The sequence below is a fragment of the Pusillimonas noertemannii genome (genome assembly GCF_003096595.1).
GTDB classification, from domain to species: Bacteria; Pseudomonadota; Gammaproteobacteria; order Burkholderiales; family Burkholderiaceae_B; genus Pusillimonas; species Pusillimonas noertemannii.
The window spans coordinates 248473-262105 of the sequence record NZ_QEKO01000001.1 but is presented as its reverse complement, the minus strand read 5'-3'; the positions used below and the strand labels follow the sequence as shown (position 1 = coordinate 262105).

Below are 13633 nucleotides of genomic sequence, written 5' to 3'. Positions count from 1 at the left end.
CGGTTATCGGCTAGCTAAGATAGGGGGAATATTTCGCGCGAGACGGAAGCACTACCGCGCGCCAAATCCCGTTAACATGGTCCTGAAGGTTAAAAATATAATAAAAAAATCCAAGGATAGTGAACAGTTTTTAATGTAGTAAAAATCGTGCTCGATTTTTACGCGTGTCTCATCACTCCCCGCTGCGTATCCGTGCCGCACCTGGGCCCATCCAGTGATCCCTGGCTTAACCACATGGCGGTAACTATAAAACGGTATTTTTTTATCGAACTCTTGCACAAAGCTTGGCTGCTCAGGCCTGGGGCCGATTAGGCTCATTTCGCCCTTTAACACGTTAAAAAACTGAGGTACCTCGTCTATTCTAAGCTTCCGAATAATTCGTCCCACGCGAGTAACGCGAGGATCATCCTGTCCTGCAAATTGCTCGGTAGCGTTCCTGTCAAATCGCATACTGCGAAATTTGTATATTGTAAACACCCGGTTCCCCCTTCCCACTCTGTCTTGTTTATAGATTGCCGGCCCTGGACTTTCGAGGCGTATAAGGCAAGCAGTGAGGACACTCAAAGGTAGAACTATCGGTAAAGTTATAACGACAATCGTCCAATCTATTAACGATTTTGTTAGCTCGTAAGCTGTAGACGGCAACAGTGAGCCGATATTGTTTTCAGACATTTTGTCGATCTTCACTCGGCCACTCAGAGTTTCATAAACACTTTTAGCGTTATAAACCGGCACGTTGGTCAGTGCACAGGTGGTAAGAAAACGCTCCGCATCTCTATCGATTCTCTCAAAATCAGCAACGATGCCGTCGTATCGTACTCCCTGTAAATCTAAGCATGCAAGAAGTCTCGCATCACAATCAGGTAGAGCTAATACCTCGTCCGCAAATCCTCCCGGGATAATTGCGAACTTTGGGCGAAAATAAGCCCTTGTCGTAATATATTCTATGTGAACCCACAATAAAGCCGCTACGCCGCTTGCAACTAATAGGGCTCTAGATACCTCCGTCCGAAGCAATAACGTACCAATAATTAATGTTCCATAACACATCAGCACTTGGGTAAAAATTAACCCTTGTGATTGACCGCCCGGATAATTTACCAGGATGTATTTAGTACTAAAATGCGAGAGCACAAAGGCAATAGAGGTAGCAAGCAGAGCTGTTCTTTGGCCGGAGTTTACATTATGTAGGACACTCGGCCCCCAATATAATAATGCTGGTAATGCTACAGAGAATAACCAGCCAGATAATAAGGCGAATAAACGTGACAAAAATATTTGCTCGTAAAATCTTTTGAAACGTCTGGCGCGTAGGGACTTCATATCTAATAAATTGGGAATGAGCAACTCGTCTTCAAAGGGGCCCGGTGCCTTCTTTCAACACGCCCGATTAGCCCTTGATGTCGAGTAGAAAATTAAAAGGGTAATATTTAATCCACCGCAATTATAAACGGCCGCTACACACATTATGAAGGTGAGACACTTGCCCTCTTGGAGAAGAATGTCGAAAGTTGTTAACTCGCCTTATGTAAAGGGGACAGTCGTCAATCCCTACGTTTAAGATTCAGTAATCGTCCACCCTCGTCGAGTGAACTCCAACTTTGCCCAAAAACTTTGTCATCTTGTTTTCAGAAACTATGTTATCTCTACTGATAGTGGCCCTTTATACACTGCTACCAATAACGTTGCTTACTAGCTACTCCCTTCCAAGCGGAGTATTTTATGGGCTAATCGCGGCCAGCTTAATTCTTCTCTCCCGCCACGGTTTTGCTGAAGCATGGAGGCGAACTCAGGCGTATCGAGGGCTGATTGTTAGCTACAGTGTACTTTTTCTGGCTGTAGCCTCGTCGTCTTTATATTATGGGGAATGGGCTGGAGCAAATAGCGAAGGAGCACTACGCTTTTTCCTTGGTTTATGGGTCTTGTTATTGGCTTTAGGGCATATCGAAAGACTTTCGTTACGACAGGCTGCCTGGGGAGTGTACATTGCGAGCTTCGTGTCGTCAGGAATTTTACTATGGCTCACACTGAATGTTCATGCCCGCCCTGTGACTCCAGGTTTAATCCTTACCACCTATACAAGCATCATGCTGCTTTTGGGAGCGATTTCGCTCTACTCTATCCAATGGCGACTTACACACTATATTAAATTGGAAACCAGCATAAAAGTATTGGCGGCGCTAGCAGCGTTCGGGGGCTTTTTCACTGCCCAAACTCGTACTGGCCTGCTGGGCCTACCAATATTCACTGTGCTAGCCATGCTCTTATTTTCCGGTATGCGTCGGCCTGCACGTTCCGTTGCGTGGTTCACTTTGGCTGCGGCGGTTTTTGTAGTCGCAACTTTAACTAACGGCGCGCTCATGGAGCGTATAACTCAGGGCATAGAAGAAGTACAAGCGTGCCACGATGAAAATAAAATCGAATACAACTCCATGTGCATACGGCTTCAACTATGGCGTTCGGCTATCGACGCAGGAGCTAGCAAACCTTGGGTTGGGCTTGGCGACGGGGGCAAGTTCATTGACTATTTGCAAGATGTCGCCATCCCAAAGGGCTTAACAGGCCAACACGTAGTTGACGAGTATTTTGGTGAGCCGCACAGTGATCTGATGTTAATGTTCGCTGGTTTCGGTTTCCCGGGCCTACTTGGTCTATTGCTTATTTATGCTGCGCCTTGCACCTACTTTTTGCCGAGACTATTCAAGACAGAAGCCTCTTTCCAATCAAAGGCGGCTGCAGCAATGGGGTTAGCTGTCTGTCTAGGTTTCTTATTCTTCGGATTAACGGAGACAATGTTCCGGCGCATGAATACTATCGGATTCTATACTGCAATGATAGCGTGGCTCATGGTGTTATCAGAACCCCGAAAAGTAGATTAAGCTCTGGCAATAGTAAAACCGTAAGCGTCCGGTGAACCCATCTTTATGAGTTAACGCGGTTAACTACTTAAATCGTTGGCACCCAGTTGTGCGGCAAGAGCTCATCAATGCGGCTTGCCGGTTGTGTCGGCAGGCGCGTGAGCAGATCCTTCAGGTACGCATACGGGTCGTGCCCATTGAGCTTGGCTGACTGGATCAGCGTCATCACCACCGCCGCGCGTTTTCCCGCCCGCAAGGAGCCAGCGAACAGCCAGTTGTTACGGCCCACGGCAACGGGTCGAATCTGTTGTTCGATGCGGTTGTTATCGATGGGCAACTGCCCATCGTCCAAGTAGCGTGTGAGCGCACCCCAGCGTTTTAAGCTGTAGTCCACGGCTTTGGCCGTGGCGGATCCTTCGGGCACCCGCTGGCGCTGCATCAACATCCACTGCTGCAAGGTGTCGGCCAGTGGCCTGGCCTGTTCTTGGCGTATTCGCCTTCGATCCTCAGCGGGTAAGTCTTTGGCCTGCCGCTCAATCTCATAGAGCTGGCCGATATATTGCAGGGCTTGTTCGGCCAACTGGCTCTTGCTGGAGGCGTGCAGCTCGAAGAACTTGCGTCGGGCATGTAATGACCCAGCGGAACCTGCTCAGTTGGGGGTGCGGACAAAATCTTGGACTACTTCTGGGAGTAGTTCATGTATTCACATGAGGATCGGCTGCGTGCTGTAAAGCTGTACTTGAAGCTCGGACGTCGGATGAATGCCACGTTACGTCAGCTAGGTTATTCCAACAAGAGTTCGCTCAAGGCCTGGTGCGCAGAGTTCGAACAACATCGAGATCTTCGCAAAGGCTATCAGCGGGTAAAGCGCCGGTATACGGATGAACAAAAGCACCGGGCAGTGGATCACTACGTCGAACAAGGTCATAGTCTTATTCACACGATCCGATGCCTAGGCTATCCGAGCCGAGAGACGCTGCGTGCTTGGATCGGTGAATTGCGTCCCGAGTTTAAGCGGACCATCACGGGCAGCAGTACCCCGCACAATATGCCGCGGCCTCGTGCCACGAAGCAGCAGGCCATCATCGCGTTGAATACACGCTCCGGCTCAGCGAGAGAGGTAGCAGATACCATCGGTGTGACTCGGGAAACGTTATATAGTTGGCATCATCAGCTACTTGGCTACGCCCCTCTGAAACCCATGCCTAAAAGAACAGATACGGTTCCGCTAGAACAGCAACGCGCTGACCTACATAGGGAATTGATTGATTTGGAAGCGCAAGTCCGCAAGCTTCGCCTGGAGCGCGACATCCTGGAGAAGGCGAGTGAGCTCATAAAAAAAGACGCGGGCATCAACCTCCTCGGGCTGACAAGCCGGGAAAAAGCGACAGTGGTTGATGCCCTCAAAGAACTCTATCCCCTTACTCAGCTCCTACAAAGCCTGAGGCTCGCGCGCAGTACGTATTTCTATCAACGGCTGCGACAGACGCTGCCGGATAAGTACGCGAAAGTGCGTGCCGCTATCCGAAACCTCTTCGATGAGAACTACTGCTGCTATGGCTACCGGCGCATCGACAAAGCCCTGCGGCGTCAAGGTGTGCGTTTGTCGGAGAAAGTCGTGCGCCGCTTAATGGCCGAGGAATCGCTGACGGTGCAAACGCCTCGCCGGCAACGTTTTTCTGCATATGCGGGCGAGCCCACGCCTGCGGTGCCAAACCTCCTGAGCCGTGACTTTCATGCCTGCGCACCGAATACGAAATGGTTGACCGATTTGACGGAGATTCACATCCCCGCAGGAAAGGTTTACGTCTCACCGGTCGTAGACTGCTTTGATGGGCTGGTGGTGGCCTGGACTATCGGTACTCGCCCAGACGCGGATCTCGTCAACACTATGCTGGATCAAGCCGTGCAGACACTACAACCAGGTGAGCATCCCGTCATCCATTCGGACAGAGGTGCGCATTACCGTTGGCCTGAGTGGATTCGTCGTACTGACAATGCCAAACTGGTGCGCTCAATGTCCAAGAAGGGGTGTTCGCCAGATAACGCCGCTTGCGAGGGATTCTTTGGACGTCTGAAGACCGAACTGATCTATCCGAGAAACTGGCGGGATGTTCAGTTGCAAGACTTCATGGAACAGATTGACGGTTATATCCGCTGGTACAACGAGCATCGAATTAAACTATCGCTTGGTGGGCGTAGTCCCATTGAGTATCGCCAAGCGTTGGGGTTAATGCCTACATAAACAGTCTAAGAAAACGTCCGCATCCCCCCTGAGCAGGAAATCACTGGGTCAATACATAGGTGCGTTCAGCCCTTAGCTAAACTCGGCTCTCGGATCCCCTGTCAAGACGCTATTGGCGACATTAAATCATAAATGAAACGGCGAATGAAATGGTATCAATACCGTTCGCACTCTCTTATCTAAATAAATAGGAGTTTGACTCAACTTTTTCAAGAACTCACTTGTGCTGATAGCAGGCCCGACCCACGAATGATAAACAACATCTTTCGCTAATTTAGATTCTAAATATTGCTTGATAAAAGAGTAGCCACGATGATCAAACGAGACAGCCGCCACATTCTGTACCTCTACTTGCGCTGCTATTTGCTGGGCCAACTCGTTCAACTCGCTTATATTGTTTCTGGCAAGCAGTTCGACGATCCTGTCAGTCGGAGTGTAATAAGAAGTATGCCATCCCTCCTCTCGAAAGATCTTAAACCAGTCTCCTGTAGTACTTGATTCAAGAATGAGACGGTCTTTGAGGGCGTAGCGGTCATCGAGAGACTGCAATGCTGCAAGAACCTCCTGGTAATTCTCGGCCGTCAAATTCTTCAGGTCAAACCAAATTTTCCTGACTTCGCTAACATTTATAGAATCAAGATATGCCTCGAAAGGCAAGCCTGAAGTGGCACTCTCGTGGCCGATTCGAAATCCGCTTGATTCATTTAAATTAAAGATGACATCTACTTCGAAGGAGCGGTAACCTGCAGCCCAAATGTCATGCAACTTGCCTATTGAGTTAACTCGGTGTGGAATGACACGCTCGTCCTGTTCAATGTCTGCTAAGCTTTCGCGATTAAACCTTTGCCACCATATATAGTTCGCATCATTGAATAGAGGTATCTTCCCGTGTAGCGTAGAGGCTTTTGACTCTTCTAAATGAAACGCTTCACTAGAGAGGTCGAACTTCTCCTGCCGCTTGTCACTTCGAACGTCAATTACACCCAGCAATGTGTCGAAAAGTAAGTCGTTGGTAAACAGCTTCGCACTGTGTTGATTAAGATACTTGTATTTAAGCGGGTAGCGCTCGATATAAGAGTCAGACAACCAAAACATTAATGGAATCGCCGCCATATCGAACGTAAACTTGGTTGAGTTGTGGCCGAGCTGTGCCATGACGTCATCACCGTGATCGGAAAAATAAGTGACGCTCCCGACGGTCCCGCTTTCTCGAAGCAATGAAATAATACGGTTCACCACATAATCGTTGTACAACACACTATTGTCATAACAATTTAGGCTTTGGGCGAGTTTAGGTTGGTGATCAATGCTGCTGCCTGCGATCCCTCTTGGTAATGGCTCGGTGTAGTCTTGATACTCTTCAGGGAATCGGCTGCAATAGTTGCTGTGGCTCCCCATAAGATGCACAAAAATGACTTGACTTTGTTTAGTCTTGGGATGCAATGCATCCGCTATAGGAGGCAACAGTTCAGCATCCCAAGTATCTGTAGCAACGGTTGTCCCGATTGCACGGTTTATTCCCACTAATTGGTCTGCCGTGTTAGCAATGACTGAGACCATATTGTCCCAGGCACCCAGTAAGTTTTGGTTTGTGAGCCAAACTGTATTCACGTCCGCAGCTTTCAGTACATCTATTAGCGAGGATGATTCAAAATAACTTCGATGATTGAATTGATTTGCTTCGGTTAGTGCCTGAGAAAGCACCTGCATTGTATGAGTGTGACTACTGAAAGCGTTCTCGTAGACAATAAGCTCTCCACTCTTACGCAGCCTCGTAAGCGAAGGTGTTGTTTCCCTAAAATAGCCATATAGCCCCATATGCCGCCTGTTCAAGGACTCACCGATTACAACTATGTGGATTTCATCATTATGGTCTTTGGCAGCTGTTAAATTATCTATTCCCGCTGCGCGGCTTTCTTGAATCGCACGAAATGCTGATAATTCTCTATGATATTCTGCCGCCGTCCGGAATGTGAAATGGGGTAGGCGCAGTGCATCCACAGAAATCAATGTGGGGACTGCGAATGTGACGATTAAGAATAATAATAATGAGCGTTCAAAAACTGTTGGCACTCGCTTTTCGTGGCTTAGCAAAAGAAAACCAATTGCGAGGGCAGTTATCATCGCCCCCCACAGCCATAATGGCGAGACGAAATCATGTAAATACTCTATTGTTTCAGTGAGATTTGTCTGAAAGATCGCAAATAATATAGACTTATCTATACTCTCATGAAAATTGAGGTAGTAAATAATATAAGTGACAGGTACAACATATAAAATCAACGCTAAAAAAAAGCTCAGCGCTGCTGCGAGTCGAAAACGGCGAGCCCAATATAACTCTTGATACACCCAAACGAAGATGAATGTGAGACTAATGGCTAACGCACTATAAGCACTAATATTTCGGAAATCTAGGAGGCCAAATGTCAGTTTGTCGGCGACAATGTATATAAGAAATATTAGATACGCGTTAACGACAACTGTTAGATGTCTTTTTGACGCTAAGTAGAATGCTAAGAATGCCCACAACAGGGGCACTAAAACTTCCTCTAAGGTAAAGATTGCTGAGCGCTGCTCAATCCTTATTTGCCCCCAATCTTGAGCGGTGATTCCATTTTTTTCGGCTTCAATTTCTACAATATCGCCCGATGCAATTTTTAGACCGACAGTAGTTGGAGAATGGTCATAGATAACCTCATGCGACCCAATTAACTCGCCGTTGTGCCGAAGGGTAAATTTGATGTTTCCAAGCTGTCCTCCTTCTCGAATGAAGAAAGTAAGTACAGCGTTACCCGAACTAGCAAATCTCAATTTAACTAATACAGGCTCAATTTCACCGGGGTGAACGAATAAGATCCCCTGCTTATCATCAACGAACTCAGACCATTGATTTTCGGCATTTATACCTATGGCGGTAGCCGAGTATGAACTCCGGTCCAATTGCTCGTATCCCGGCCCCAATGGTTGGACAGCAAAATATAGAGCAAATATGCAGACAGCCACTGCGAGGGTCAAGAAAGCGCGGCGAACCGTCATAAGAAAGTGAACCTTTAACTCTGTCAAGAAAGTGGCACAGTTTAACAAATGCGCTTCGGTCAAGCACATTCTCATACGAGAGATAAAAGCGCATGAGTGGCCTACAAACAGTATCCATGGCTTCGCTGAGCAATATAGTTGGGCCTTCGAGTACTTGAGGGATGACCGCAGCGTCCATACTTAAAATCACATCCGTGATTCGGTATTGGGGCTTTACGCAGGCTGGCCGGTTGACGCCGTCCTCGAAGCAGCATTACACAAAGGATTTCGTCTAATCGAAGGGGGCTTCTTGCTCCGATTAATGCTAGGGTTGGAGAGAAATAGGGCTGCTTTTTCCGACGTTGAACCGTAGGTCTATTTAACGCACAAGAGTAAGTACAGTCGCATCTCCGAAGTGACGACGGTAGGTATATTATTGCTAGACGGTGGTTTATAGCCTTTCCCTTCGCACCTCTGTCAGCGGCGGCTTGGACAAGCCCTCTTTGGATTCAATGCCAGTTACAATTGCCTTGAAATTACGCTAATAACATTGGAGGCGCCTGTGATTAGCGCTCTATCCACTCCGCTTATGTCTGCCTTGGATCAAACCTCTGAATGGGAAGCTTTCATCAAAGCTGGCCAATCAGCGTCTGTTCACCCAAACGATTTACGCCTATTCGATGCAGCGGGGCTTGCTCTAGACTTTACAGGTCAGGTTACCTCCCCCCTTTTGATCAAATCTGCTGAAGCGTTACTTAGTGCCCGCCACTTCAATCTCTACCGCGACAAGCTCCTCTCCGGCCAATCCATCAACAACACTGAAGAACGCGCCGCGTGGCACACCATGCTGCGCGCTCCCGCCCCCGTAGAGGCCGTGGCCGCCGAGCGTCAGCGCATGAACGAGTTCATCCGCAAAGCCGACTCGGAGCGCCGCTGGCGCAACATCGTCCACATCGGTATTGGCGGCAGTGACTGGGGGGTACGGCTTACGGTGGGGGCCTTTGGCTATGCGGGCATGTGGCGCCAGGTGCGCTTTGCGGCCAGTATCGACGGCCACGCCATCGAGGGCGCTCTGGCCGGACTTAACCCCCACGACACGCTTATCGTGCTCGCCTCGAAGTCGTTCACCACGGCTGAAACCTTGCAGAATGGGCGGCGCGCCATTGAATGGCAGCGCAATGCGGGTGTGGAAGACCCCTACGAGAACCTGATGGTGGTTACGGCCTGCCCCGATCTGGCCAAGGCCTGGGGGGCGCGCGATTCGCAGATATTCCGCCTGTGGGACTGGGTGGGCGGCCGCTTTTCGCTGTGGTCTTCGGTGGGGCTGACCACCGCACTGGCGGTGGGCTCTGACGTGGTGGCCGGCATGCATGCCGGCGCCGCGGCCATGGACATGCACTTTGCCAGTGCACCCTTTGAAAAGAACGCCCCCATACAAATGGCGCTGGCCGGCATAGTGAACCGCAATGCGCTGGGCTATGCCTCGTTGAACATCGCGCCTTATGATTTTCGTCTGGCCAACCTGGTACCTTACTTGCAGCAGCTTGAGATGGAATCATTGGGCAAGTCGGTGGACCTGGACGGCGACCCCGTGCACGTGGCCACCGGCCCGGCGGTATGGGGCATGCCGGGCACCGATGCCCAGCACACTTTCTTCCAGTGGCTGCACCAAAGCAGCGACGGCGCGCCGGTGGATTTCATTGTATGCCAAGAGGCCGGGCACCACTGGCCCGAGCACCATCGCAGCCTGCTGGCCAACTGCCTGGCCCAGCGCGAGGCCCTGCTGCAGGGCAAGTCGTACGAAGAGGCCCTGAAGGAATGCCTGGCAAGCGGCCTTCCCCAGGAAAAGGCCGAATGGCTGGCCAAGCACCGCGTCCACCCGGGCGGCCGGCCCTCTAACCTTATCGTGCTGCCCAAGCTAACCCCCTACACCCTGGGCGCCCTGCTGGCCTTGTATGAACACAAGGTGTTCGTGCAGGGGGTGGTGTGGGGCATTAACCCGTTCGACCAATGGGGTGTGGAGTACGGGAAGGTGTTGGCGCAGGGTATTACGGAAGAATTGTCTGGCGCCAAGCCCAAGGATGCGGCTGGGCATGATGCTTCTACGGCTTATTGGGTGGAGAGGTTTGGGGGGTAGTGCGGCTCCATGCATGGCGGTACAGGCTACGCACTTTCCGCAATTGCATATTGAGACGAATACCCCATAATTCGACTTGTGTAGTGTGCTGGAAATCGACCATGTCCGAACTCTCTATCTTCCTCAAAGCGGTGAAGAACGCCTTCAGGGGCCGCAAGGAGCAAGATCCGTCCATCGTTATCAACCGTGACGGCAGCGTTCGCATCAATCTCGAGTCCCCCGAAGGAAGGGCCCGCGTAATACAGGCGGCAAAGTCTATTCAACATATTCATCCTACAAGCGCACAAAAAACTCGCTAGAGCATGAGTGCGCTTGTTCTGCTAACCATTGCACGGGCCTGACTCTCCCGACCCAGTTACAGAGGCTATCCGAAGGCGGGATCACCTAGTCGGTCAAGGAGTTCAAAAAGGGCCCTAGCTGCTTGACTTAATTATTGATTTAGGCCCAGCCTGTCTAATACGTTGTCATGTATTGGGTGTGCGTAAGGCGTTGACTCCATTGACGGCGATTTCTAGTATTTGACATGCTTTATGGACTTTCAATACCTGTTACCAGATGAGCTCGAATCCTTGCTGCTACAGGAAATAGCCGTCAGACTAGCGACACCATCATTTCCGCTCATTAAGGTTAAGTCCCATGCCAAGGCTTCTGTTGAAAGATAAAGACTCGTGTCGGCATCTAGCGTCGGTAAAAGTCATGGATGAGGGGTCTATCAAGCTCATTTTGGTGCGCGATGGCGAAAGCGAAGAAGGATTCACTTGGGCTCAGAAAGAAGGGCGCGCCGACACCGTGTACAAGCGAGATACACGCGAACCTAAGACGAAGGAAATAACAATTCACACAAGCGGGCGAATCAATTATCACTTTAGCGACCGGCAGGTCCGCTACATCCCCTGCTTGATGGACCTTTGCGAGCCAATACCGATAATTGGGTATTCAGTTCCCCAAGTCGCCCTGCTCGATAGCTCAACCAGGAAGTCTGAAGACTGGGTCGGGGAAGCCGAGTTCGGCGAGAGCCGTTTACTCTTCACATTCTGGGTTATGCCTGCAGCACATGAGCCATTGAATGGTGAGTGTGGACGATTTGGAGTTGAAGGCCTATACGCGCTTGGCTGGACGGTGTCGCAAGAAGACCCCAGCTTGGTACCCGCAGGGATACCTGATATGGTCTTCACGACACTTCGCCCCAAGGAGGGGTTGCCTCACCAGATGGTGACGGAGCCAGAGATCTTTCTACGCTTTAAGCGTGCAATGTATGCCAACGACGTCAATGCCGCAGTAGAGGCATCTCCCGATCGTTCTGAGATGTGCGCCGAACACATCGAAGCAATGATCGAACAGGGGCCAGGGCTCTACCCTCCCAATAAAGAAGGTGTATGGACGCTACTCACAAGAGTACCGATGCGAGTTGCGCCCAACTTATTCGTCGAGTTTGAAAACCCGCGCTACAAAGCTGAAGTTGTGGATCTCAAACCCGGCGATACTAGACTTGCGACGGTTCGCGTCCGCTTCGTGGTCAAAGACGAAGAAACGGGCGCCCACATAAAAACGCCGGTCACAATACGAAGAATTGCTCTTGATGCTGAGCTATGAAGTGCGCTCTAGTCGAAGCCCTCATTTCATTATGGAACCGCTCGCATGCCAGCCCCGCTATGTTGAGCCGGCCGAAGTGGCCACCCCTCAACCACGGCCTAGTGTCTCACCCGGCATTGAGCATACAGGAATGCCAAATCAATATAGGCCTAGGCCAGCGGGTCCCAGTCCGGCGAGTCGAACTGCGGAATTTCAGGGCTCGCTGCGGCTCGATTGGCCGGCAGTTCCGGCGCACTCGACGCCGTTATGTATTGTGCGTAGCCGCCCATCATCAATATGACAATTAGCAGGCAAAGGCACCTCCACGGTACCAGTTGGGCGCTTCCCTGTTTGATGTGAAGTCAAGAGGAAATGAGCCTCACATAGACCATATCTATCCTCGGCATGCGCTCAGCACGAAACTGCAATTTCCCGGGACGTAAATAAACACCCTGGGCAACTATCGTTTCGTAGGCGCCACCGACAACGTCCGCAAACGTGCTGAACTGCCAGACAATTATTTCACGCGTTTGAAAGAGGCCGGGGTTCCTATCGACAAGCATCTTTTATTGAAGGAATACAGTGACTGCCCAACCAAGCTTGAGTTCAGCGCCGAGATCTACATAACATTCCGCGATGCACGGCTAAAGAAGATTCGAGAAATCTGCCATCGCACCGTTAATCCAGAGTTGGGAGAATTGGTCGAGGCTGCCGGCGCTCTTACTTGAGGGGCAATGCAGCAGATATGCGTACTTTCCCGCAAGATAAATCCATTCACTAAGCGGTCCCGGCAGCGGCCTTCAATCCTACAGTTCACGTATCGCCAACTCCCATCGGAGCGCATGCGTGAACAAACACGACGCCAGCTATCGTTTGCTGTTCAGCAATCCCGCCATCGTGCGCGGCTTGTTCCAGGGCATTGTCAGAGCGCCCTGGCAGGACCTGGTCGATTGGGATCGGCTCGAACCCCTGCCCACCGACTACATCAGCAACAAACTACGCCAGCGGCAGGGAGACATCGTCTGGCGTCTGCCCCGGCTGGACGGGCGCGATGTGTTCCTGTTGCTGATGATCGAGCATCAGTCCACCGTCGACTTCTATATGGCACTGCGCATCCTCACGTACTTGGGGCTGCTGTACGAAGCTTTGCTGGCACGCAAACTTATCAAACCCGGCGAACCGCTACCCATGGTGTTGCCTATTGTGATCTACAGCGGTGTGCCACGCTGGAATGCGGCGCTGAATGTGTCTGACCTAATTGGAACTATTCCACAGGGGTTGCGCCGGTTTCTGCCCCAACTGCAATACCTGCTGGTGGATGAAGGCGCGTTGGTCGCTTCTGGCAAACTGCCCGAGAACAACCTGGCAGCGCTGCTGTTTCGCATGGAGCATAACCGCGGTCTTCATGACGTGGAAGACCTGATTCAAAAAGTGTATAACTACACCAAGGCCGACCCACTCGTACGGCGCGCCTTCGCCAGCTGGACGCGGTACGTGCTGCTTCCGCGCTCACTGCCCGATGTCGATATGCCGCAGATCAACGATTTACTGGAGATCAAGAACATGCTCGCTGAACATTCTCGGTCCTGGACGCATCAATGGAAGATGGAAGGGCTTGCCGAGGGCCGGAAAGAAGGCCAAGCGGAAATGCTGCATAGCCTACTCACTCGCAAATTCGGCCCGTTGCCTGAATCTGTTCCACAGCGGCTGGAAAACGCCACCCCGGAAAACCTGCAAACGTGGTCGCTCGCCCTGCTCGAGGCCAACTCGCTGGATGAGGTGTTTGGCGATCACTAGCGAAGCGGG

At 50.9% G+C, this 13633-nt stretch carries 8 protein-coding genes and 1 pseudogene; 6 read left to right on the top strand and 3 right to left on the bottom strand.

All coding sequences use genetic code 11. The features are described 5' to 3' along the window. Window positions 1–51 precede the first annotated feature (51 nt). Window positions 52–1347 carry an exopolysaccharide biosynthesis polyprenyl glycosylphosphotransferase gene (locus C7440_RS01185; RefSeq protein WP_207775367.1) on the bottom strand — a complete coding sequence of 432 codons (1296 nt, stop codon included), beginning with the start codon at window positions 1345–1347 and terminating at the stop codon, window positions 52–54. 338 nt (window positions 1348–1685) lie between these two features. Here C7440_RS01185 and C7440_RS01180 point away from each other — a divergent pair, with 338 nt between their 5' ends. After that, the gene (locus C7440_RS01180; RefSeq protein ID WP_165832401.1) at window positions 1686–2879 is read left to right on the top strand and encodes an O-antigen ligase family protein; all 1194 of its coding nucleotides are present in this window, start codon (window positions 1686–1688) and stop codon (window positions 2877–2879) included. A gap of 67 nt (window positions 2880–2946) precedes the next feature. On the opposite strand, the pseudogene tnpC reads toward C7440_RS01180, so the two are convergent. Continuing rightward, window positions 2947–3486, bottom strand: a pseudogene (gene tnpC, locus C7440_RS01175) (IS66 family transposase); the annotation flags it as partial. Between the two features lie 69 nt (window positions 3487–3555). On the opposite strand from tnpC, the gene C7440_RS01170 reads away from it, so the two are divergent. Next, window positions 3556–5103: an IS3 family transposase gene (locus C7440_RS01170; RefSeq protein WP_116517157.1), complete on the top strand. Its 1548-nt coding sequence runs from the start codon at window positions 3556–3558 to the stop codon at window positions 5101–5103. A gap of 126 nt (window positions 5104–5229) precedes the next feature. Here the strand turns inward: C7440_RS01170 and C7440_RS01165 are convergent, their stop codons facing one another. Then, a complete protein-coding gene (locus tag C7440_RS01165) occupies window positions 5230–8202 on the bottom strand; it encodes a phosphoethanolamine transferase (RefSeq protein WP_165832400.1) in 2973 nt (990 codons plus the stop codon). Between the two features lie 505 nt (window positions 8203–8707). Between C7440_RS01165 and pgi the strand changes: the two genes are divergently transcribed. The 4 genes from pgi (at window position 8708) to C7440_RS01140 (ending at window position 13624) form a co-directional block, all read left to right on the top strand. Continuing rightward, entirely contained in the window at window positions 8708–10255 is a 1548-nt protein-coding gene (pgi, locus tag C7440_RS01160; RefSeq protein WP_116517155.1) for a glucose-6-phosphate isomerase, read from the top strand. A 101-nt stretch (window positions 10256–10356) separates the two neighbouring features. Continuing rightward, window positions 10357–10554, top strand: a complete 198-nt coding sequence (locus tag C7440_RS01155; RefSeq protein ID WP_116517154.1) for a hypothetical protein — start codon at window positions 10357–10359, stop codon at window positions 10552–10554. Window positions 10555–10951: 397 nt separating this feature from the next. Beyond that, window positions 10952–11848 (top strand): hypothetical protein, encoded by an 897-nt coding sequence (locus tag C7440_RS01150; RefSeq protein WP_116517153.1) that lies wholly within the window; start codon window positions 10952–10954, stop codon window positions 11846–11848. 825 nt (window positions 11849–12673) lie between these two features. Further along, complete coding sequence (locus C7440_RS01140) at window positions 12674–13624, top strand: Rpn family recombination-promoting nuclease/putative transposase (RefSeq protein WP_116517151.1); 951 nt, start codon at window positions 12674–12676, stop codon at window positions 13622–13624. The last annotated feature ends 9 nt before the right edge of the window (window positions 13625–13633 follow it).